This is a genomic window from Bacillus sp. FSL R5-0820 (genome assembly GCF_038593385.1).
Classification (GTDB): domain Bacteria; phylum Bacillota; class Bacilli; order Bacillales; family Bacillaceae; genus Bacillus; species Bacillus altitudinis.
On sequence record NZ_CP151991.1, the window covers coordinates 2635458 to 2655311 of the forward strand.

21 protein-coding genes are annotated in these 19854 nt (G+C 42.8%); 4 read left to right on the forward strand and 17 right to left on the reverse strand.

The annotated features are described in order from the left end of the window. From ytxJ to NST15_RS13605, 9 genes are all read right to left on the reverse strand, one after another. Positions 1-324, reverse strand: coding sequence for a bacillithiol system redox-active protein YtxJ (ytxJ, locus tag NST15_RS13565; protein WP_007501805.1), 324 nt, complete (start codon positions 322-324; stop codon positions 1-3). Positions 325-354: 30 nt separating this feature from the next. Continuing rightward, entirely contained in the window at positions 355-825 is a 471-nt protein-coding gene (locus tag NST15_RS13570; RefSeq protein ID WP_007501807.1) for a YtxH domain-containing protein, read from the reverse strand. Positions 826-854: 29 nt separating this feature from the next. Then, on the reverse strand, positions 855-1271 hold the full coding sequence (locus tag NST15_RS13575; protein ID WP_017367864.1) for a DUF948 domain-containing protein: 417 nt from the start codon (positions 1269-1271) through the stop codon (positions 855-857). Positions 1272-1512: 241 nt separating this feature from the next. After that, positions 1513-2811 carry a UDP-N-acetylmuramate--L-alanine ligase gene (murC, locus tag NST15_RS13580; protein ID WP_008343047.1) on the reverse strand — a complete coding sequence of 433 codons (1299 nt, stop codon included), beginning with the start codon at positions 2809-2811 and terminating at the stop codon, positions 1513-1515. Between the two features lie 302 nt (positions 2812-3113). Continuing rightward, positions 3114-5864 carry a DNA translocase FtsK gene (locus tag NST15_RS13585; RefSeq protein ID WP_342498589.1) on the reverse strand — a complete coding sequence of 917 codons (2751 nt, stop codon included), beginning with the start codon at positions 5862-5864 and terminating at the stop codon, positions 3114-3116. A gap of 196 nt (positions 5865-6060) precedes the next feature. Then, on the reverse strand, positions 6061-6666 hold the full coding sequence (gene ytpR, locus NST15_RS13590; protein WP_007501813.1) for a YtpR family tRNA-binding protein: 606 nt from the start codon (positions 6664-6666) through the stop codon (positions 6061-6063). Between the two features lie 16 nt (positions 6667-6682). Continuing rightward, complete coding sequence (locus tag NST15_RS13595) at positions 6683-7495, reverse strand: DUF1444 domain-containing protein (RefSeq protein ID WP_342498590.1); 813 nt, start codon at positions 7493-7495, stop codon at positions 6683-6685. An 18-nt stretch (positions 7496-7513) separates the two neighbouring features. Next, entirely contained in the window at positions 7514-7834 is a 321-nt protein-coding gene (locus NST15_RS13600; protein ID WP_003217665.1) for a thioredoxin family protein, read from the reverse strand. Further along, on the reverse strand, positions 7821-8849 hold the full coding sequence (locus tag NST15_RS13605) for a PTS sugar transporter subunit IIC (protein WP_019743715.1): 1029 nt from the start codon (positions 8847-8849) through the stop codon (positions 7821-7823). Before NST15_RS13605 ends, NST15_RS13600 begins: the two co-directional genes overlap by 14 nt. A gap of 200 nt (positions 8850-9049) precedes the next feature. Between NST15_RS13605 and NST15_RS13610 the strand changes: the two genes are divergently transcribed. Continuing rightward, positions 9050-9496: a YtoQ family protein gene (locus NST15_RS13610; RefSeq protein WP_007501817.1), complete on the forward strand. Its 447-nt coding sequence runs from the start codon at positions 9050-9052 to the stop codon at positions 9494-9496. Between the two features lie 248 nt (positions 9497-9744). On the opposite strand, the gene NST15_RS13615 is transcribed toward NST15_RS13610, so the two are convergent. Further along, positions 9745-10818 (reverse strand): M42 family metallopeptidase, encoded by a 1074-nt coding sequence (locus NST15_RS13615; protein ID WP_076822445.1) that lies wholly within the window; start codon positions 10816-10818, stop codon positions 9745-9747. A 199-nt stretch (positions 10819-11017) separates the two neighbouring features. Between NST15_RS13615 and NST15_RS13620 the strand changes: the two genes are divergently transcribed. Then, entirely contained in the window at positions 11018-11332 is a 315-nt protein-coding gene (locus tag NST15_RS13620) for a PepSY domain-containing protein (RefSeq protein ID WP_003217759.1), read from the forward strand. A gap of 40 nt (positions 11333-11372) precedes the next feature. Here NST15_RS13620 and NST15_RS13625 read toward each other — a convergent pair whose 3' ends face one another. The 3 genes from NST15_RS13625 to trmB form a co-directional block, all read right to left on the reverse strand. Then, positions 11373-13070 carry an NAD-dependent malic enzyme gene (locus NST15_RS13625; RefSeq protein WP_008343042.1) on the reverse strand — a complete coding sequence of 566 codons (1698 nt, stop codon included), beginning with the start codon at positions 13068-13070 and terminating at the stop codon, positions 11373-11375. A 73-nt stretch (positions 13071-13143) separates the two neighbouring features. Further along, positions 13144-13992 (reverse strand): MBL fold metallo-hydrolase, encoded by an 849-nt coding sequence (locus tag NST15_RS13630; protein ID WP_039964131.1) that lies wholly within the window; start codon positions 13990-13992, stop codon positions 13144-13146. A 117-nt stretch (positions 13993-14109) separates the two neighbouring features. Beyond that, on the reverse strand, positions 14110-14751 hold the full coding sequence (gene trmB / locus NST15_RS13635) for a tRNA (guanosine(46)-N7)-methyltransferase TrmB (RefSeq protein ID WP_007501825.1): 642 nt from the start codon (positions 14749-14751) through the stop codon (positions 14110-14112). Between the two features lie 189 nt (positions 14752-14940). On the opposite strand from trmB, the gene NST15_RS13640 reads away from it, so the two are divergent. Further along, a complete protein-coding gene (locus tag NST15_RS13640) occupies positions 14941-15216 on the forward strand; it encodes a YtzH-like family protein (RefSeq protein WP_039964133.1) in 276 nt (91 codons plus the stop codon). On the opposite strand, the gene NST15_RS13645 is transcribed toward NST15_RS13640, so the two are convergent. The 4 genes from NST15_RS13645 to thpR form a co-directional block, all read right to left on the reverse strand. Continuing rightward, a complete protein-coding gene (locus tag NST15_RS13645) occupies positions 15213-16013 on the reverse strand; it encodes a phosphotransferase family protein (RefSeq protein WP_025207816.1) in 801 nt (266 codons plus the stop codon). The two genes, NST15_RS13640 and NST15_RS13645, sit on opposite strands and share 4 nt — an antisense overlap. Positions 16014-16297: 284 nt before the next feature. Further along, positions 16298-17227, reverse strand: coding sequence for a YegS/Rv2252/BmrU family lipid kinase (locus NST15_RS13650; protein ID WP_007501831.1), 930 nt, complete (start codon positions 17225-17227; stop codon positions 16298-16300). A 48-nt stretch (positions 17228-17275) separates the two neighbouring features. Beyond that, positions 17276-18211 (reverse strand): hypothetical protein, encoded by a 936-nt coding sequence (locus NST15_RS13655; protein WP_268448881.1) that lies wholly within the window; start codon positions 18209-18211, stop codon positions 17276-17278. A 25-nt stretch (positions 18212-18236) separates the two neighbouring features. Further along, the gene (gene thpR / locus NST15_RS13660; protein ID WP_342499058.1) at positions 18237-18788 is read right to left on the reverse strand and encodes an RNA 2',3'-cyclic phosphodiesterase; all 552 of its coding nucleotides are present in this window, start codon (positions 18786-18788) and stop codon (positions 18237-18239) included. Positions 18789-18878: 90 nt separating this feature from the next. Here thpR and cysK point away from each other — a divergent pair, with 90 nt between their 5' ends. Continuing rightward, positions 18879-19811, forward strand: a complete 933-nt coding sequence (gene cysK, locus NST15_RS13665) for a cysteine synthase A (protein WP_277687633.1) — start codon at positions 18879-18881, stop codon at positions 19809-19811. Positions 19812-19854: the final 43 nt, after the last annotated feature.

Consider the following 19854-nt stretch of genomic DNA (forward strand, 5'->3'; position numbering starts at 1 on the left):
CTACATGTTATGTTCAAGCGCTTCTTTTGTAATGCTTGAGTGAGAAGCATGCCACTTTACTTTGCCACCGCTAAAGATGAGTGCCTGCGGGCTTTCATGCTTGATCCCTGACTTTTCAGTCACATAGGATGAAAGCTCTCTTGTGTTTTGAATTTGCAAGAAATAAGCAGGAACATCCTCATGTTCTGACGCAAACGCTTCAAACTCTTGAAAAGCAGCTTGGCTGATTGGACATGTCAAACTGTGCTTAAAAAAGACAAAGGTTCCGTCTTGATTTGTTAGTTGGTCAAACTGTTCTTCTGTTTCTATGAGTTGTTTAGACATGATGTGCTCCTTCCTAACTTAAGCAGCGAGTTAGCCTTTCGTAGATTGTTCTACTTTTTCTTTGACATCTTTGATGCCGTCTTCAATGTCTGCTTTTGCTTCTTGTGCTCTTACTTTTGCTTCATCTGCTACATCTGAAGCTTCATTTGCAATATTTGCTGCAGCATCTTCTGCTTCGCTTTTTACTTGTTTAGCTTTTCCAGCTGTACGATCTTTTATGTCTTTTACTTTGTCTAAAATCTGGTTTGACTGCTCTGCTACGAGCTGAGACAACTCAGATGTTTTGTCTTTCGCAATCGTCACATATTCAGTGCCTTTTTCCTTTGCATCTGTTGTAAGACGATCTGTTTTTTCTTTTAGGGCATTCGCTTGGGTGTTCAAATCATCGCGAAGCTCTTTCCCTGACTTTGGTGCTAAAAATAATGCCGTTGTTGCACCGATAATGCCACCGATAAGTGTTCCGATCAAAAAGTCTTTGCTATTGATTCCGTCTTTGCTCATGATTATTCCTCCTATGCGAAAATGGTTGATTATTGTTGTTTACGCTGTTTCCATTTTTTATAGATTTCAAGTGCTGCGTTACTCCAGCTTACCACATCCGTGACTTTCTCCTGATTTCGTTCAACGGATGAAGAAACCGCACCAGCTGCCTGCTTTATGCTTGTATTAAATTGGTTGATCGAGCCGCCAATTCCCTGCACCGCATCCACAACTGTGTTAAGTTTTGCCGATTTGTCTTGAATATCTTCAGCAAGCTGATTGGTCTTATGTAGCAACTGTGCTGTCTCTGTGGTGATGCCTTGCATCTGTCCTTCAAGACCTTCTAAAGTTGATGCGACATTCTTTAATGTCAGCTGTAAGGATTTCAATGTTTTGGACAAGTAGATGACAAGAATGAGGAAAGCAATTGCGATAAGTGCAACGCTTAAATAGAGAATAATAATCATCTGATACCTCCTTTGCTGCGGGCATATTCAATTCAATACCCTCTCGTTGTATCATTCAAACATCGCCTAGAATGACCGATTGAATAATAATTCTACACTTATTCGCCAATTCCTGTCCACAGCGAACGAAAAAAAGCGGCACATCTTGTCACATTTAGCCCCTTTGTCACATTTAGCCCCTTTGTCACATTCTATTCAAAATAAAAAAGTGCCGATTGAATCGGCACTTTTTGACAGGCAATTATACTGCGACTTTCTCATAAGCACGAAGATACTTTTGAATATCTCCTGCTCCCATAAAGACCAAGATCGCATTTTCATGTGCTTTTAGCACAGATGTCTCTTCTTCTTCAATCAATTGGGCTTGCGGAATTTTTTCCCGCAAGTCTTCAATGCTTAGTTTCCCAATGTTTTCACGAGCTGAACCGAAAATATCACAGAGGTACACATAGTCCGCTTTTTTCAGACTGTCTGCAAATTCACTTAAAAATTGCTGTGTACGAGTGAAAGTGTGCGGCTGGAAGACTGCTACAATATCACGGTCTGGATACTTCTGGCGAGCTGCTTCGATCGTGACTTCAATTTCAGTCGGATGGTGCGCATAATCGTCAATTAAGACTTGTTCACCGACTACTTTTTCATTAAAGCGTCGTTTCACACCGCCAAATGTCGTTAAAGCACCTTTGATGAGCTCTACATCAATGGCCTCATAGTGGCATAATGCAATAACCGCTAATGAGTTAAGGACATTGTGGTTTCCGTAAGCAGGAATGTAGAAGGTATCATAAAACGTATTACGTACAAATACATCAAATGTGGTGCCTTCTGTGTTTTTCACAACATTTCGTGCTTGGAAATCATTTTCTTCATTGAATCCGTAGTACACAACAGGTACTTTTGCTTGGATCTTGAGAAGATGCTCATCATCACCGCAGGCGATAATGGCTTTTTTCACTTGAAGTGCCATGTTTTGAAACGCATCAAACACGTCATCAATATCCGTGAAATAATCAGGGTGATCAAAATCAATATTGGTCATGATCGCATAGTCTGGATGGTAGCTGAGGAAATGTCTGCGGTATTCGCACGCTTCAAATACAAAATACTCGCTGTTTTCTTTCCCCATTCCAGATCCATCACCGATTAAGTAGGAAGTTGGTTTTGCCGCTTGCATCACATGTGCAAGCAGACCTGTTGTCGATGTTTTACCATGAGCACCAGTAATTGCAACGTTTGTGAATGAATCCATGTATTCTCCAAGAAATTTATGATAACGAATAACAGGAATCCCTTCAGAAAGAGCACGCTCAATCTCAGGGTGTGTATCTGGGAATGCATTTCCTGCAATCACCGTCATCCCTGGCTGAATATTATCTGGGTCAAATGGAAGAATTTTAATATTTCGTTCTTCTAATGCTTTTTGTGTAAAGATATGTTTTTCGATATCCGATCCTTGGACAGTATACCCAGTATCATGAAGAATTTGGGCCAGTGGACTCATACCTGTCCCTTTTATTCCAACAAAATGATAAACAGTCATAATTGTACCTCCAACAAACGTCTATCTGACTTACAGTATATGACGCTCATTTCAATTTGCAACTTGTGATTTTTGTCTCTAGCTGATCACAAATCGCAGCTCCAAATAAAGATTTTTTTCCGATCTTCCTATTCTAATCAATATTAACTATGATTAGTATCCGACAACTTTCCCATTTCTAACACCTGCTTTCGCTCATTTTCGTTAAAAAGCGTTCAGACAGGCATGCGAAAAGCGTCCAATTCAAAAATTGCACCTATGTGCTATCATACCATGTTTATCAAAAAAATGAAGTGGTTTGTTTAGATCAATTGTTCTAAGTCACTCAGTGTCATGAGGACCTCTCTTGGCTTACTACCTTTTGCCCCAGAGATCATCCCTTCACGTTCCATCATATCAATCAATCTCGCTGCTCGATTGTAGCCAATTCTAAACCTTCTTTGCAAACTGGATGTACTTGCACTATTTTGCTCGATGGCAAATCTGCATGCGTCCATAAACAATTCATCTTCGTCTGTAATGGCAGAGCCTTGGAGCATCAATTCTTCCTGTTCAAAAAGAAACACAGGTTTGCGCTGTTTTCTCACATGCGCTACCACTTCATCAATCTCTCGATCTGATACAAAGTTCCCTTGTAGCCTTGTCGGTTTGCCAGAGCCATTTTCTAAGAACAGCATGTCTCCTTTTCCGAGAAGCTTTTCAGCACCTGCCATATCAATGATCGTTCTTGAATCCACTTGGCTTGAAACAGAGAAAGCAATTCTTGTTGGGATGTTTGCTTTAATGAGGCCTGTAATGACATCAACAGAAGGTCTTTGCGTCGCAATGAGTAAGTGAATCCCGCATGCTCTTGCTTTTTGGGCAATTCGGCAAATGCTTTCTTCGACTTCATTTGGTGCGACCATCATTAAATCAGCCAGCTCATCAATGACAACGACAAGATATGGTAGTTTTTCACCCATTTGTTTTTCTTTCACCAGTTCGTTAAATCGTTTGATTTCTCTCACACCAGAGTGTGCAAACAGTTCGTAGCGTCTTTCCATTTCATCTACTACCCATTTCAGGGCAGCTGTTGCTGTCTTGGCATCAGTAATAACTGGGCTCACAAGATGCGGAATGTGATTATACGGCGCGAGTTCGACCATTTTAGGGTCGATTAACAGCATTTTCACTTCATCAGGTGAGGCTTTAAACATCAGGCTTACGAGAATGGTATTAATACAGACACTTTTCCCTGAACCTGTTGCTCCGGCAATTAAGCCGTGCGGCATTTTTTGCAAATCAACCACAACGGGCTGACCGGAAATATCCAATCCGAGCGCCGCCGTTAATGGAGATGGATTGTCTCTGAAGGCACTGCTTCTGATCATTTCTCTTAAGAAAACCATTTTACTGTGAAGGTTCGGCACTTCGATTCCAATCGTGTTCTTCCCAGGAATCGGCGCTTCGATTCGAATATCTTTTGCAGACAAACTAAGTTTGATATCATCTGACAGGTTTGTAATTTTGTTCACTTTCACGCCTGGTTCAGGATGTACTTCAAACCTTGTAACAGAAGGACCTTGCGTCACATGAACAACACTTGCTCTGACATTGAAGTTTTTCAGTGTGGCATTGAGCAGTTCTGCCCGTTCTTTCACCCATGTTCCGTCCTCTTCTTTTTGTGCTGGCGGAACGTCTAGAAGGGCTAAACTAGGAAATACATATCCTTGTGCATCTGCCGTTTTCTTCTGTCCTTGCACGCGCTGATCACTTTTTAACATCATGACGTTAAAAGGAACGGTGGAGGTTTGACCGCTTGAGCGCTTTGGCTGTGGAGAAGACGGTTTTGGTTCTTCCTGTTTTGGTTCTTCACGATTCGGTGCTTCTCGTTTTACTTCATGCTGCTCTGCCATATCCGCGGCGATCTCTGCTTGTCCAGAGTCAGCGAATCCTTCTGATACAGGCATGACTTCATCATCTGTCATTTCTTCTTCCGGCATAGAATCATCATCTTGCGAATCCTGTATGATCACCGGTTCTTCTTGTTCAAATGCTGCCACTGACACGTCTGCTTGACTTTCTTCTATCCATGCAGACTCTGTTGTTTCTTCCATAGCCTCTATGTTCTTCTCTTCCAGCACCGCAGTTTCTTCTACTGGGCTTTCTATCTCCATGTCGAGTGCTGGTGATGGGCTTTCAGCTGTTTCAAATGTAAAGCTCTCTTTTTTCTCAGCATCATCTTCAAGCGGAATCATCGGCTCTTCTTGTTCAATGGTGACTGCCTGTTCTTGCTCCATCTCTAGAGGCTCGTTAGATGCTTCAGCTTGCTCCATATGTAAGAATGCTTCCCGATCGTCTTTGGTCTGTGACAAAGCTTGATCTTGATCCTCTGTCTCACTGAAAGGCTCGTCATATAAACGTTCCATCGTTGATTGAACGTGATCTTGATAAGCGAGTTCCTCTTGCAAAGTAAGCGGCGTCGTGACAGGTTGCTTCTGTACTTGTTCTTCTGTTTGGGCTGACATCATGTCTTCCATACGTTGTTCTTTTCGTATAGACGGGATGTTCATTTGCTGTCTTACATTCCGTTCACGCTCTGCTTCTTCTGATAACAGTGTGACACGCTGTGACGTTTCTTCTGCCGATTTCATTTTGACAGAAGATGTGTCTTCTTTGGCTGCTGCATGTTTTGGACGCATATCCTGGTGGTAGCCATAGATGGGTGAAGGGATTTGCTCTGGTTTAAAAGGCTTTTTATTGAGATCAGGCTGCACCGTTTGTTTTGGCTGATAGGTCGTCTGCTTTGCCTTTGGCTGACTTGGCCGCGTGCGCCTTCTTTCTTGCTGCTTTGCTGCCTCACGTGCAGGTTCATCTGGAACGAGAGGAAAGCGGAAATTGCCTTTTGGATATTCATAATACACTTTCGTATCTTCAACTTTTTTATATTCTTTATGCTGTTCAACAGCTGGCTGCTTTGGTGCAATCGGACCTGTTTCAGGCCTCTCAGCTTTTTCTTCTTTTTTTTCTTCTCCTAAAAATACACTAAAAAATTTATCTAACCAACTCATCATTTATCACTCACTTTAACTCCCCTTACGTTTTCTTGGGCGATTTTTAGTATACCATTGCTTTTTCATGCAGAAAAGCGAGAAAAGTGCTACACTTTGCTGTTCATGCTGTCTGTAGATGAAAAAAAGTCACTAAGTACGTACTTAGTGACTTTTGGTATAACACATTCTTCGCTCATTTGTACCCGTTTATGGGAGGTTACGCTTCAAATGGTTCGCCAGCTTGGCGGCTTCCTTCTAGAACAAGGATTCCTTTTTCAGCAGGCGCATTCGGAAGATCTAATTCTTTTGCAGAACAAATCATTCCGCTTGAAGGAACACCTCTTAGTTCAGCATCTTTGATCACCAAACCGCTTGGCATCACAGCACCGACCTTTGCAACCACAACATATTGACCTTGATCAACGTTTGGTGCACCGCACACGATTTGTAAGGTTTCATCGCCAACATCTACTTGGCAAATGTTCAGTTTATCTGCATTCGGATGTTTTTCTTTTTCCTTCACATAACCGACCACAAACTTAGGTGATAGATCAACTGTTAATGTTTCACTGACACCGTTGCGGTTCAAAATTTCATTGATATCTTGAACAAGCGTTTCAGAAAGCGGTACAGATCCGTTTTCTTCAATTTTCATGTAAGTAGATGCATTGAAAATATTAAAACCTGTTGTTTCTTTTGTGTCTTGATTGAAGATTCTTACGACATCTCCAAACGTTTCATGACCTACTTCTTCTCTTGTTACATCTTTCAATGAAATAAGGAGTGTGTCGCCGACACCTTCTGCATTATAAAAAACGTTCATTCTTCAAAATTCCCTTCTACTGCTGTTTTGGTCTGCTTTTTGCAAGAATAAAGATCGGTTCAAGCTTGCCTTCGTCATATAAAAATGACAAGGCCGTAATCGGAACCGTGCCGCTGGCGAAGAAGCTCATCGACATTTGCCCTAAAATATCATAGCCTGATTCATTGCGTACATCTGCAATGATGAACACATCTTGATGGGGAACGGAAATAGCCATTTGCCCCTCTACTTTTTGCGCGTATTCTTGTAAAATCGATTCATTTAATATTCTGCTTGCATCGTACCCGTCGTTTGCACGGAAGAAATAAAAACGGTTGCCCGCCACTTCATCCATTTTCACGACAGTCTTTAGTGAACGGACGTTAAAACTTGCGGTTTCTCTGATTCGTTCTTTTGTCCAGTTTTCCTTTTGCAGCATCTTCTCGTCAATTAATCTGTAGGTGCTTCCAAGGTCAAGTGCATAGTAGATTCTTGTCTCTGCTGTATGCTCATCAAAAACGAGCGGAATCTCATCACTCGATGTTTCTGGAAAGGACGTTGAACGAATGACCGGATAAATGTGCTTCTCTTTACCTGAGATATGCTGCGCTTCACCTTTCATAGCGCTGAGCGCCTCTTTCACATAATAAACGACCTCATCCAGTGTTTCATCAGGCTTTACTTCCCATTTTGCAATAATCGGCGGGAGCTCAAGCGTGATGCCCTTTCCTGTATGTTTATCTTCCACACGAAGCGTATCTTTTTCCCTGTCAAACTGGTGGGTCCAGCTGTCGTTCGTCAGACGGCTTTTCAATTGATTGGCAAGCTGTCTTGATGTCATTTTCGCCATGATAAGACCCTCCTTTCGTTATTTAGAAAGAGAATCTGTTAAAAATGCTTCAATCTCTTCCTTTGTCTTACGATCTTTGCTGACAAAACGGTTGATCTCTTGTCCGTTTTTAAAGACTAAAAAGCTTGGAATTCCGTAAATTTCCCACTCTGCACAAGTGTCGATGAACTGATCTCTATCCACATAGAAGTATTCAAATTCTGGATAGTTTGCTTCAAGCTCTGGCAAAAACGGCTCAATAAATGTGCAGTCCGGACACCAGTCAGCTGAAAATAGTAATACGGTTAAGTCTTCTTGAATCACTTTTTGTAATTCTTCGTTTGATTCAATTTTTTTCATGTTTGATTCCTCCAGTTTGTATACTTAAATCTCCGAATTGTATATAGCCTTTCTTTCTCATCCATTCTGATACTACCAAACTAATCACTGCCGGGCCAACGATATGCAAAAGAGCAATTGCGAGGAAAACGGATGGATGAAATCCCATGACTGTGAGTGTCATGAGCTGGCCGACAAGACCGCTCGTTCCCATACCCGCTCCTGCCGCATTATTGACCATCCCAAAGCCAATAATACCAATTGGCGCAAGAATCAGTCCTGCAATCGTCGGCGGAATGAGAATGAGCGGATTTTTCACAATGTTTGGCAGCTGTAGTTTTGATGTTCCAATGCCTACCGCAGCAAGACCGCCAAAACGATTTTCCCTAAATCCTGCAGCAGCAAAGCCGACCATCTGAGCGCAGCAGCCAATCGTTGCCGCACCAGCAGCAAGACCGCTTAAATCAAGCATCAGCGCAAGCGCAGCACTTGAAATCGGTGAGCTAAGAGCAAGTCCAACAATGGTTGCAACCAGCATGCCCATGATGAGTGGACTTTGGTCAGTCCCCCATACGATCAGCCTGCCGAGCCCTGTCATCACCGCCTGAATTCCAGGGCCGATGAAAGCAGCGGTGAGAAAACCTGTGATAATCGTAACAAGCGGCGTTAAAATAATATCAATTCTTGTCTCACCACTGATCAGTTTGCCTAATTCCACACCAATGAGAGCAGCCACGAAGCTTCCAGCAGGTCCCCCAAGCTCTGCTCCAGCGGCACCTGAAACAACACTTGCGAAAATAATTAAAGGAGAAGCGTTTAAGCGATAAGCAACCGCTACGCCAATTGCTGGTCCCATTAGCCCCATTGCGAGCGTTCCCATTTCCACGATGAGAGGAAATGATAACAGGCCGCCTGCTGTTTTTAAAATCAGCCCTACCACTAATGTAGCAAATAGACCTAAAGCCATATAAGAGAGTGCATCAATAAAATACACCTTTGGCGAAAGGGAAATACCCTTTCTTTTTAAATAAGTCATCAACGTCGTCTTCCTGCTTTCTCATAGGAAAGACGAAGAGGCCTGTCCTTCCCATTATATGTAGTCTTCTTACGATGAAAAATAGTCTCTACCATGAATATCATAATCATATTTTTTTTGCTTTATCAAGCACTTCTTGTGTAACATGAAAAGAAACAGGGCAAACCTTTACTAAGTTTGTGCACAAGGAGGAGATTGTTATGCAATTAACGGTTTATTTAGCTGGAGAAATTCACAGCCAGTGGCGCGATGAAATTAAGGAAAAAAGCCAGTCTTTGAAACTGCCAGTGACGTTTGTTGGTCCAATGGAGAATCATGACCGATCAGATAACATCGGAGAAGATATTTTAGGCGGACAGCCAAATGCCATCTTGAAAGACGATGCGGCTTCTGATTTGAACAATTTCCGCACCGAACTATTATTAAATAAGGCAGACGTCGTCATCGCCCGCTTTGGTGAGAAATATAAACAGTGGAATACTGCAATGGATGCTTCTTCTGCCATCGCCAAAGGAAAACCCCTTATTTTGATTCGTCCTAAAGAATTACATCATCCCCTAAAGGAACTATCAAACAAAGCAAATATCACTGTCGAAACAGTGAATCAAGCGATTAAGGCGTTGTCATACGTGTTTGAACAGGAATAAGAAAAAGGCTGTGCTCTTAATGAGACAGCCTTCATATTATTGACAAAGGGCTAAAATGAACTTTATTTTAGCCCTTTGTCTTCTTTTCAGCGTGATAGAAAACCTTTGCAGCTCTAGGAAGGACGAGTACTGGCGCGGAGCGAATTTCACATTCGTGAGCACCAGCACGCAGGACTGACACCGAATGCGAGGGTTTGTCTACACGCTGAAGGCTGTGCTCTTAAAAGAGGCAGCCTTTTTCTTATCGTTTACACTTGTTGATAAATCGAATCCACCGTGCTTTGATCACAATTTTTCACAAGACGAACAATTAATTCTTTTGCCGCTGCATAATCATCCACATGCAAGACAGAGTGACTTGTATGAATGTAACGCGCACATACACCAATAACAGCAGATGGTACACCTTGATTTGAGATATGAACACGTCCAGCATCCGTACCGCCTGGCGATACGAAATATTGATATGGAATATTGTTTGTTTCGGCTGTATCGAGGACAAATTCTCTCATGCCTCGGTGCGTAATCATCGTGCGATCATAAATACGAAGAAGTGCACCTTTTCCAAGCTGGCCAAATTGTGATTTGTCTCCCGTCACATCATTTGCAGGACTCGCATCTAGAGCAAAGAACAGATCCGGTTTAATCATATTCGCAGCTACCTCAGCCCCTCTGAGCCCTACTTCCTCTTGGACGGTTGCGCCTGAATATAGCTGACATGAAAGAGCTTCGTCTTTTAATTCTTTCAATAATTCAATGGCAAGTCCGCACCCATAGCGGTTATCCCAAGCTTTGGCTAAAATCTTTTTCGGATTGGCCATTGGGGTAAAGACCGTTGCAGGAACGATTTGCTGCCCTGGGCGAACGCCAAGCTCTTTCGCTTCTTCTTCACTGTCTGCACCAATATCAATCAGCATATCTGACGGTTTTACTGGTTTGCTTTTTTGTTCTGGTGTCAGAAGATGAGGAGGTGTGCTCGATACAACGCCCGGAATTGGCCCGTGATCCGTATGAACATCCACACGCTGCGCAAGCATCACTTGACTCCACCAGCCGCCAAGTGTTTGAAAACGAATCATTCCATTTTTCGTAATGGATGACACCATAAAGCCGACTTCATCCATATGACCAGCCACCATAATCTTCGGCGCGTTCTCTGGGCCTTTGCGGACACCAAACACTCCGCCAAGACGATCCTGTATGAGTTCATCGGAATATTTCTCAAGTTCCTTTTTCATAAAAGCACGCACATGGTGCTCATTACCTGGAGCCCCTTGTAATTCTGTTAAATTTCGGAAAAGCGACATTGTTTCTTCGTTCATTTGACAGTTACCCTCATTTCTATGTAATGACCATATAAATTCCTATAAAAATAACACTCACTTTATACTATAAGAATTCTTTCGGTTTTCCAAGTATCTCTCCAGAAATTTTGAATATGCTTTCAAGTATTCGGATTTCTTAACATCGCTGGACAAGTTTTGTATAATGGAAAAAACAGCAATACGGAGGTGCAGCACGTTGAAGTTAAAACATGTTCTGATTGGTGCGAGTATTGGCGTAGCCGCTGCAATTGTTGCAAAGAAAGTCTTTTTCCCGACGTATATCTCGTCTGAAAAAGCGTTAAAAATTGTGAAATCTGCTTTTAAACAGCGCGGCCCGATTGATGGCTCTTGGATTTATACTGTACCAGAACCGTATACCGTAAATGGTGAAACGATTGATGTGTACAAATCTGGCATTACACGCTCCGCCTTTGGCGAGCTGGAACAGTATGAAGTCATGATTGATGCAAAAACAGGCATGATCGTTGATGTCATTGATTCTGTTGCTTAATAAGAAAGCTTCGCAAAGACAAGTCCTTGCGAAGCTTTTTTTAGATGGCTTTGATTTTTTTGTATACAGGGTGCCACATGGCGTCTTGCACAGCCTGAATGAGATCATCAGGGGTTTCTTCCGCAATTCCTTCGTCAATCGCTGCTTGTGCCACACGGACAGCCACTGTCGCTGAAACTGTTCTGAGCTGATCAACACTTGGAAGCATCGCAGCACCCGGTTTTCCGACATTGACCATGCTCGCAATCGCTTCAGCACTCGCAACAAACATGCTGTCTGTCATGAGGCGGGCTTTACACACAATCGTTCCAAGACCAAGCCCTGGAAACACAAGAGCATTATTTGCCTGCCCAATTTCATATGTCACACCACCATATTCAACCGGATCAAACGGGCTTCCCGTTGTGACAAGCGCACGTCCTTCTGTCCATTCAATGAGATCTTCCGGCTTTGCCTCTGAAAGAGGTGTCGGGTTTGACATCGGTAAAATCGCTGGCCGCTCTACATGTGACGCCATTTCTTTCACAATTTCCTCTGTAAATGCCCCACCTACAGTTGAGGTACCAATTAAGATCGTAGGTTTCGCCTGCTTCACGACCTCTAACAAATCAATTGAATGCTTTGGACCATTACGTGCATAATCCTTCACTTCATCAGAACGTCTTGCATACGGCTTTTGAAATGGCTGAATGTCGGGTGAATCATCTGTGAGCAATCCCGTTTTATCAATACACCAGAAATGATCATATGATTCCTCTTCTTTGACACCGTCTCGCACGATCGCATCACGAATTTGCTCGGCTATACCAATCCCTGCTGTACCTGCTCCAAAGATCACGATTCGGTGATCTTTCAGCGGAACCTTCGATGCTTTTGCACAAGCCAGAACGGCAGCAAGTGAGACGGCTCCAGTTCCTTGAATATCATCATTAAATGTACAAATACGGTCCTTATATTTTTCCAAAATGGCGCGGGCATTTTTTGTACCGAAGTCTTCCCAGTGAAGAAGTGCATTTGGAAAAGTCGCACGGGCAAGCTCAACATATTGATCAATAAACTGATCATAGCGCTCTCCTCGAACGCGGGAGTGCTGATTTCCCACATAAAGCGGATCATTTAAAAGGCTTTCCTGGTTGGTCCCAGCATCAAGCACCACTGCCAGCACACGGCTAGGATCAATCCCTGCTGCGGCTGTATAAACAGCCAGCTTCCCGACTGAAATGGCAATTCCGCCAACACCCCAGTCGCCGATGCCTAAAATTCCTTCTGCATCTGTTGCGACAATGAGATCAATTGATTCATCCACTCCGTAAGATGCAAAAATTTCTTCCATTCCTTCTAGGTCATCAATGGATAAATAAATTCCTCTTGGCTTTCTATACTCGTGGCTGTAACGCTGAATCGCTGTTCCTACGGTCGGTGTGTAAACAATCGGCAGCATTTCTGCCAAATGCTCATTTAATAATTTATAAAAGAGCACTTCATTTCTGTCATGAAGCGCAGTTAAATAGACATTTTTCCCAAGTGCGTCTGGCTGTGCTTTGAACTGCTCATATGCACGCTTTGCTTGATCCTCTAGTGTTAACACCTTCGGCGGCAGAAATCCCTTTAACCCAAGCTCTTCCCGCTCTTCCTTTGTAAATGCGACCCCTTTGTTTAAATAAGGGACAGACATGACTTCCATCCCTCTTAACGGTGTCTCGATGACATCACCATGTACACGATAAAATTGATTCACCTGCACTCTTCCTTTCACAAGTTCATTTTGTCGTTATTTTGTGTGAAAGGCGAAAAAACATACAGATGATCTTTTATCTTCCGGTTTCTCTTTTGACCTCATGGGTCATTGCCCCGTCTTCATCCCACTTTACAGCACGGTAGATGGCATCATGATAAAACAAGTACCATGCATTGTTTTCTTCGGCGAATGCCTGCCATTTTTGCTTCGCTGGGATCGAGGTCATTGGATAATCATCGTATGCCAAGACCCAAAGCGGGTTTTTATGAGCGTGTGTCGGCATGATATCCGCTAAATGAATAGCTGTTTCTCCCTGACTTGTGAGCGTTAAGATGCTATGCCCATCGCTATGTCCACCTGTATGATGCAGGCGAATGCCTTCTGTTACTTCAATGCTATCTTCAAATGTCATGACTTGATCGGCAACAGGCTCCCAGTTTTCTTTCCAATATGTATTTCTTGAGCGGATGTTCGGTGCTCTCATTTCGTCCCATTCAATTTTGGACGTGATGATTTTTGCCTGTTGAAAAACAGACACGAGCTTATCGTCTTCACGTTTTGTCAGCCCGCTTGCATGATCAAAATGCAAATGAGTCATTAAGACGTAATCTATATCAGATGGGCGCAAACCGAGAGCCGCAAGTGATTCTTCTATTTTCGTTTCCTCTGTGACGCCATAATTGCGTTTTTGTTTCTCTGTCAGCTTCCCTGACCCGATGCCGGAATCTACTAACAGATGAAGACCGTTCGACCGTATGAGTATTGGATCACACCGTAATTCAATTTGATTTCGATCATTCACAGGGTATTTTTTTGACCATAATGGCTTTGGCACCACGCCAAACATGGCACCGCCATCCATGTGTGTATCTCCCCCATTTAACCAGAACAGTTCCATTTCACCTATTTTCATTGTCTCCATTGCTGTCATCCCTCCTTTTTCTATCGTAGCAAATACAAAGGAAAATCGCATGTGCTAATCTTTTTATCAAAAAAAGGCTGACCGCAATCGTTCGTTGCAGCCAGCTTTGTTCGCTTGTTATTCAGGGAATTTTACTTCTGATCGATAGATCGGTTGTCCCATGGAAGAGAATTTCTCTTCATATTCTGTCATGACATTTCCTTCGAGACCATCCTCATGTAAATCAAGGCTCACATACGTTAAAAGGAGTCCGTAAGACGAAAAGCTTTTCAAGGAATATTCAAATAGTCCGCGGTTATCGGTTTTGAAATGTAATTCACCGCCTGGACGGAGGATCTGTTCATATCGCTTTAAAAAGGCTTTAAACGTCAACCTACGTTTTTCATGCCTTGATTTTGGCCACGGATCAGAGAAGTTTAAATACACCCGGTCAATCTCATTTTCCGCAAAGACATCTGTCAGTGTCTCTGCGTTGATGTTCAGAAGCTTTACGTTTTCTACATCTGTTTCTTTGATTTTATCGACTGCCGTCACAATGACACTTTTAAATAATTCAATGCCGATATAGTTTATCTCAGGATGAAGCTTGCCCATTCCGGCAATAAAGCTCCCTTTTCCTGTACCGACTTCGATATGGATTGGATGATCATTTTCAAACAGCTCATGCCATTTCCCTTTGTATTGTTCAGGGTTGGCTAAAGCAATATGAGCATTTTCAGCTAAATAATCATCCGCCCATGGTTTATGTCGCATTCTCAATTTGATACACCTCTATTTTCTTTACATTTTATCAAGATACCATGAAACATAAAGAGCCGCAAGACAGCATCTTATCCGCACATATGAAAAAGACCAGCTGCTAATTGGGCTGGTCTGCTTCATGTATAAAATCAAAGCTGAATGCACAGTTTAACCACATAAATGACACGCCTTGAAAGGAGCATACGTATGGGATTAAACCGCCAACATCAGCTTCAATTAATCAAAGATATTTTAACTGATCACCAGCTGGATTGCTGCGGGACTGTTGCAGAATATGAACAGGTGGGACGCGTAATTCAATTAATGCTGGCAAAAGAAGATTTGGATACTGACGTTCGTCAGCTACTAACAGATATTTATGATTACAGCCAAAAAGGTACCTCTGTCAGTTCAATTGATGCACATATCGAAGCGCATCAATCTCATCTATCTAACTGGGTCGAGAACATTCCACTGTCTTAATGGATGTTTAACCGTTTTAAGAGTGCATGTAGCTCGGCTTGCACTTCTTTTTGCGCCTTTTCATTTCCTTTTCTTTTATGCCAAACGACAAACGAAACGGTTTCAGCCAGCACATACCATGCCATGCGTTTTCGCAAGTTGTCGGTCAGCGGAGCACCATACATAGAGAGCCAGCTTTCCCAGTTCTCTTCTTCAACATAATGGTATAAGAGCGGTCCAAGATCAATCGCTGGATCCGCAATCATTGCCCCGTCCCAATCAATTAAATAGAGCTGATTTTCATCTGTCAGCAGCCAATTATTATGGTTGAGGTCACAATGGCATACGACCTTATCCTCGAAATGAACTGCCTCCACATGTTTCTCTAAATACTGGATGGCACGCGTGATATCATGTGAGTCAATCTGCTCTTTTAAGATCGATGCCTTGAGATGCATCAAGATCGATGCCGGGTCAAGCGAGTGCTTTTCTAATCGTTTCAGCATATCGAGCAGCTCTTTTGATGTATGAATTTTTCTTAGCTGCTCCGCTACAGGACGGTCATTCATGTCCTTTGGCTTCAGCTCTCTGCCGCTCAGCCAGTGCTGTGCAGTGATGACATCCCCATTTTCCATCCGTTTTGTCCAGACAAGCTTCGGCACAATGCCTTCAGCTGACAAAACCGCAAGAAACGGTGACGTATTGCGTTTTAAAAATAGCTTTTGGTCATTGTGTGTTGCGAAGTACGCATCTCCCGTAGCGCCTCCAGCAGGAGAGATGTGCCATTCGCTACCTAATATTTGTCCCAACCAGTTCATATCAATTTTCAACCCATCATTTCTTAAAATATTTTAAATCATGCTTTTTTAGTCGACAAAATTCAGCCGATTGAGATCAATTGGCTGTTTATTTTTTATTTATATGATCATAAAAACAAAAAGGACAGCTATTGAGAATGAGATGCTAAACAATAGCCGTCCTTTAGATTTTATCGCTACCTTCTTATACTCGTCAAGCAAAACTAGAAAAACAGGACAAGAACCTTATGAAAAGGGAAGTCTTTTTTCATGTTTCTTTTGCTCGTGCGCACACTGGCTACTTCTTAGCCACGTAATTTTAACGATCGCTCACTAGCCTTAACAAACACTGGAGTGGCGCCAATCACTTCTCCATCGGCATGAAATAAGATTTTTTCATCTGCCTCCAAGTAGGCTTCTTCATGCTGAAAAAGGGTGACTCCCTCCATTACAAGGTGCTTTTTAAAAACCATTGCACTTAAAAATAAGAGGACTTTCAATGGATTCAAATCAGTGACAACGATTGTTTGAAATCCTGATTGCCTCGCACTTGCTTCCGGCGCTGCTTCCAGCCCGCCTCCATAATATGGGTGATTACATACGATCACAAACCACACTTGGCGAAAAACTTTTCTCTCATTTTCAATAAAAAGAGCAAGGTCAAACGGTTTGAAAGACCATAACGAATGTAGAAAAGACAGCGGGTAGATGATAAACCCGAGTTTGAGTCGGTTGAGCCACTTTTTCCCTCTAAAATGGACCGTTCTCTTCAAGACATGCGCATCAAACCCAACACCAATATGATTGAGAAAAAGAACAGATTGCGGACTTTCTGCATGATCTTGAAAGGAACCGAGAGAAAATGTTTTCGTCAGCATCCTCTTTTGTTTTCTCACTTCTTTGATCACATCATGACGCTGGATGCCCAGCCCCTTCGCAGCATCATTCCAATGGCCTGCTGGGACAAAGCTTAGCTGCACATGATCAATTTCTTTTAAACCATTCAGTACTTCATGAAATGTGCCGTCACCGCCAATGACGATCAACCGTTTCAATCTGTCGTCTTGCATAGCGCTAATCTGTCTCGCCAAAACTTCGGCATGTCCTTCATGCTGGGTAAGAAACGATCTGTAGGAGATCTCTACCTTTTGTAATTCTTTCTCTATGCTTCTCCAAGTGCGGAGTCCTTTTCCTTGTCCTGCTGCTGGATTGACGATAAAGTACCATTCATTCATATATTAGCTCCACTCAGGTCTCATTTTTTTGGTGACCTTGATATGCCTTTAATCGAGCCATTCCTGCCTTCTTTTGCTGTCTGATTCACCATAAGCGAGCAATGCCTTTGTCGCTTTGAATTGCTGGTGCTTTGTCGGCGCGGTGTTTTTCCGCTGCTTGTCAAACCAATCCTGCGCTTTCTTCTTATCGACAACCTCCATCCCGAATGGAACTTCGGGCAAATCAATATACGAGGTGCGGCTGATGAGGATTTTTTTCACAGGAAGTTCTACACCACTTTGCTGTAAAATTTTTGACACAACAGTTCCAGAGCGAAGAAGGCTTGCACAAGGGTTTAAAACGGATTGAACAGCTTTTCCCGTCGCCCGCTTTTCCCAAAAACGTTCCTTCGATCCAATATATACGCTGTCTGGCTCTGCTTCTAAGAAAGATAAACAGATGACTTCAAGCGGCGTAATGAGCACTGGACACAATTCCATCTCAGCTTTTTGAATGAGCAGCACCGGCTTGTACATCACAAAATAAGAATCTGGCAGCTGCCTTGCAAGCATCCGCAGCTTTTCATCATAGCGAATGTGATGGGAGACAGTTGAAATATGAGAGATCGTCGAGCTAGCCCATTTTAACTGAACATCGTAAAGATGATCTTTAAAAAAGTGAATCAGCTTCGTTTCATCGGTAGGAACGTTCGTAAAAACACCTTGTTCTATATCTGTTGGCTCGTTAAAAAGACTCAGGTCCCGTTCCTTTTTCATATCGGCTTCTTTTTGCTTTCTTTTTAAGGAGAATTTCTTTCTCTTTTCTTCCTCTTGTTCAGGTGCTTGCTCGGTGGCTTGGTCAGCCTGCTTTTGCACCTGCTCTTTGGAAGCCTTTTTTAACTCGTCCCATCTTTGTTTTTTCAACCGAATAAACTGATTGATGTAATGATGCGGGTCTTGTTCATATCGTGATATATAATCTTGGATTTTAATAATTTGCGCCATCTGCTGCTCACTCCAACCTCTAGAATCATTTATGTAATGTAAATTGTTTGATCGCGTGATAACGTGGGGTTTCTTTTAGACGAATTTCAAATAAAGCGATACTAGAAACCTCCATCGAATATGGTTCTTTCCGTAAGGGCGCTTGTTCTATATAGGGCTGTTCTCTATTCCATTTGCGCGCAATCGTCATATGTGGATGAAAGGGTCTCTTTTCGACAGGATGACCTGCTGTCAAAACGGCTGCTTTCACCTTTTCTCTTAGATCCATCAAAGGCTTACTTTCGCTAGGCTTTGCAAAAAAGACTCTCGGGCGCTCCTTTTGACCAAATACCCCTACCTCATTGAGCTTCAGCGGGAAAGCAGACACCTCATGAGACAGCTGTGCAAGTAGCTCAGACATCTTATTTAAACGGTCCTCTTGAATCGCACCTAAAAACACAAGAGTGACATGATAATCAATGGGTGCTGTCCATTTTTGAAAGGAAAGTCCGCTCCTCTTGTCTATATCCGCTTTTATTTGATGCGCGAGTTGTTCAGGGATTGGAATCCCGATAAAATAATGACGGCTTTCGGCCATATTTTCACCTGTCCTTTTTAACAAACTTTACGAATCCCCATTGATGATAGTATAACTAAAGTAATGCGGAATGAGAAGAAAGGGTGTCACATGATGAAGGTTGCACAAAATATAGCTGAATTAATAGGTCATACACCACTTGTAAAATTACAGCGCCTTCAGCCAGAACATGGCGCTGCTGTTTATTTAAAACTGGAATCATTTAATCCTAGCGGAAGTGTAAAAGATCGGGCTGCTTACAATATGATCCTTGAGGCAGAAAAACAAGGAAAGCTCACAAAAGGGGCAACGATTATTGAACCAACAAGCGGGAATACAGGAATTGGCTTAGCGATGAACGCTGCTGCAAGAGGCTACAAAGCCATTCTGGTCATGCCTGATACGATGACCCAAGAAAGAATCAATATTTTAAAGGCATACGGCGCACAGGTCGTTTTAACCCCAGGGGAGGAAAAAATGCCAGGCTGTATTCGCAAGGCAGAAGAATTAGCTGCTCAAATTCCTAACAGCTTTATTCCCATGCAATTTGACAACGGTGCGAACCCCGATGCTCATAGAGGGACAACGGCTGTAGAAATTATCGATGCAGTGCAACAGATCGGGCAGCCGCTTGCCGCTTTTGTCGCAACTGCTGGAACGGGCGGAACCATTACAGGCACTGGAGAGGAACTCAAAAAAGCATTCCCGGAATTGACGATACATGTGGCAGAGCCAAAGGGGTCTCCTGTTTTATCAGGGGGGAAACCTGGCAAACATAAGCTTGTTGGCACAAGTCCAGGATTTATCCCACATATTTTAAACGAACAGGTGTATGATGAGATTGTGCAAGTGAGTGATGAAGATGCTTACGACATCACACGAAAGCTCGCCCGTCTTGAAGGTATTTTAGTCGGTCCATCATCTGGTGCGGCATGCTATGCAGCGATTGAAGCAGCCAAGCAAATGCCAAAGGATCACATTGTCATTTGTATGACAGCAGACACGGGTGAACGTTATTTATCAAGTGATGTGTTTCAAGATTAAAAAAGGAACAGGGCGTATGCTCCTGTTCCTTTTTCTTCGTTTC

Excerpts from the sequence above, each read along its gene's own strand:
- ytpR (WP_007501813.1), bottom strand. The coding sequence starts at position 6,666 with ATGAACGTTTTTTATAATGCAGAAGGTGTCGGCGACACACTCCTTATT.
- NST15_RS13645 (WP_025207816.1), bottom strand. The coding sequence starts at position 16,013 with ATGAACTGGTTGGGACAAATATTAGGTAGCGAATGGCACATCTCTCCT.
- NST15_RS13600 (WP_003217665.1), bottom strand. The coding sequence starts at position 7,834 with ATGAAAAAAATTGAATCAAACGAAGAATTACAAAAAGTGATTCAAGAA.
- NST15_RS13640 (WP_039964133.1), top strand. The coding sequence starts at position 14,941 with ATGGGATTAAACCGCCAACATCAGCTTCAATTAATCAAAGATATTTTA.
- NST15_RS13585 (WP_342498589.1), bottom strand. The coding sequence starts at position 5,864 with ATGATGAGTTGGTTAGATAAATTTTTTAGTGTATTTTTAGGAGAAGAA.
- NST15_RS13650 (WP_007501831.1), bottom strand. The coding sequence starts at position 17,227 with ATGAATGAATGGTACTTTATCGTCAATCCAGCAGCAGGACAAGGAAAA.
- murC (WP_008343047.1), bottom strand. The coding sequence starts at position 2,811 with ATGACTGTTTATCATTTTGTTGGAATAAAAGGGACAGGTATGAGTCCA.
- NST15_RS13605 (WP_019743715.1), bottom strand. The coding sequence starts at position 8,849 with ATGACTTATTTAAAAAGAAAGGGTATTTCCCTTTCGCCAAAGGTGTAT.
- ytxJ (WP_007501805.1), bottom strand. The coding sequence starts at position 324 with ATGTCTAAACAACTCATAGAAACAGAAGAACAGTTTGACCAACTAACA.
- NST15_RS13615 (WP_076822445.1), bottom strand. The coding sequence starts at position 10,818 with ATGAACGAAGAAACAATGTCGCTTTTCCGAAATTTAACAGAATTACAA.
- thpR (WP_342499058.1), bottom strand. The coding sequence starts at position 18,788 with ATGGCCGAAAGCCGTCATTATTTTATCGGGATTCCAATCCCTGAACAA.
- NST15_RS13655 (WP_268448881.1), bottom strand. The coding sequence starts at position 18,211 with ATGGCGCAAATTATTAAAATCCAAGATTATATATCACGATATGAACAA.
- cysK (WP_277687633.1), top strand. The coding sequence starts at position 18,879 with ATGATGAAGGTTGCACAAAATATAGCTGAATTAATAGGTCATACACCA.
- NST15_RS13610 (WP_007501817.1), top strand. The coding sequence starts at position 9,050 with ATGCAATTAACGGTTTATTTAGCTGGAGAAATTCACAGCCAGTGGCGC.
- NST15_RS13575 (WP_017367864.1), bottom strand. The coding sequence starts at position 1,271 with ATGATTATTATTCTCTATTTAAGCGTTGCACTTATCGCAATTGCTTTC.
- NST15_RS13595 (WP_342498590.1), bottom strand. The coding sequence starts at position 7,495 with ATGGCGAAAATGACATCAAGACAGCTTGCCAATCAATTGAAAAGCCGT.
- NST15_RS13570 (WP_007501807.1), bottom strand. The coding sequence starts at position 825 with ATGAGCAAAGACGGAATCAATAGCAAAGACTTTTTGATCGGAACACTT.
- NST15_RS13630 (WP_039964131.1), bottom strand. The coding sequence starts at position 13,992 with ATGGAGACAATGAAAATAGGTGAAATGGAACTGTTCTGGTTAAATGGG.